We start from the raw sequence: 939 nt of genomic DNA on the forward strand, positions 1-939 counted from the left end.
ACCTCCCCGTCGATGTGGACTCTTGGGGGAGATAAGCCTGTTATCCCCGGGGTAGCTTTTATCCGTTGAGCGATGGCCCTTCCATGCGGAACCACCGGATCACTAAGCCCGACTTTCGTCCCTGCTCGACTTGTAGGTCTCGCAGTCAAGCTCCCTTGTGCCTTTACACTCTGCGAATGATTTCCAACCATTCTGAGGGAACCTTTGGGCGCCTCCGTTACTCTTTAGGAGGCGACCGCCCCAGTCAAACTGCCCACCTGACACTGTCTCCCACCCCGATAAGGGGCGCGGGTTAGAATTTCAATACAGCCAGGGTAGTATCCCACCAACGCCTCCACCGAAGCTGGCGCTCCGGCTTCCAAGGCTCCTACCTATCCTGTACAAGCTGTACCAAAATTCAATATCAGGCTACAGTAAAGCTCCACGGGGTCTTTCCGTCCTGTCGCGGGTAACCTGCATCTTCACAGGTACTATAATTTCACCGAGTCTCTCGTTGAGACAGTGCCCAGATCGTTACGCCTTTCGTGCGGGTCGGAACTTACCCGACAAGGAATTTCGCTACCTTAGGACCGTTATAGTTACGGCCGCCGTTTACTGGGGCTTCGATTCGCACCTTCGCTTGCGCTAAGCACTCCTCTTAACCTTCCAGCACCGGGCAGGCGTCAGCCCCTATACTTCGCCTTACGGCTTCGCAGAGACCTGTGTTTTTGCTAAACAGTCGCCTGGGCCTATTCACTGCGGCTCTTCGAGGCTATGCACCTCAAAGAGCACCCCTTCTCCCGAAGTTACGGGGTCATTTTGCCGAGTTCCTTAACGAGAGTTCTCTCGCTCACCTTAGGATTCTCTCCTCGCCTACCTGTGTCGGTTTGCGGTACGGGCACCTTTTTCCTCGCTAGAGGCTTTTCTTGGCAGTGTGGAATCAGGAACTTCGCTACTATA

At 54.5% G+C, this 939-nt stretch carries 1 rRNA gene; it reads right to left on the reverse strand.

The window, feature by feature from the left end:
* Nucleotides 1-939: ribosomal RNA gene (locus AAEO50_RS21120) — 23S ribosomal RNA — on the reverse strand; the annotation flags it as partial.

Source organism: Rossellomorea oryzaecorticis, from assembly GCF_038405515.1.
Lineage (GTDB): Bacteria > Bacillota > Bacilli > Bacillales > Bacillaceae_B > Rossellomorea > Rossellomorea oryzaecorticis_A.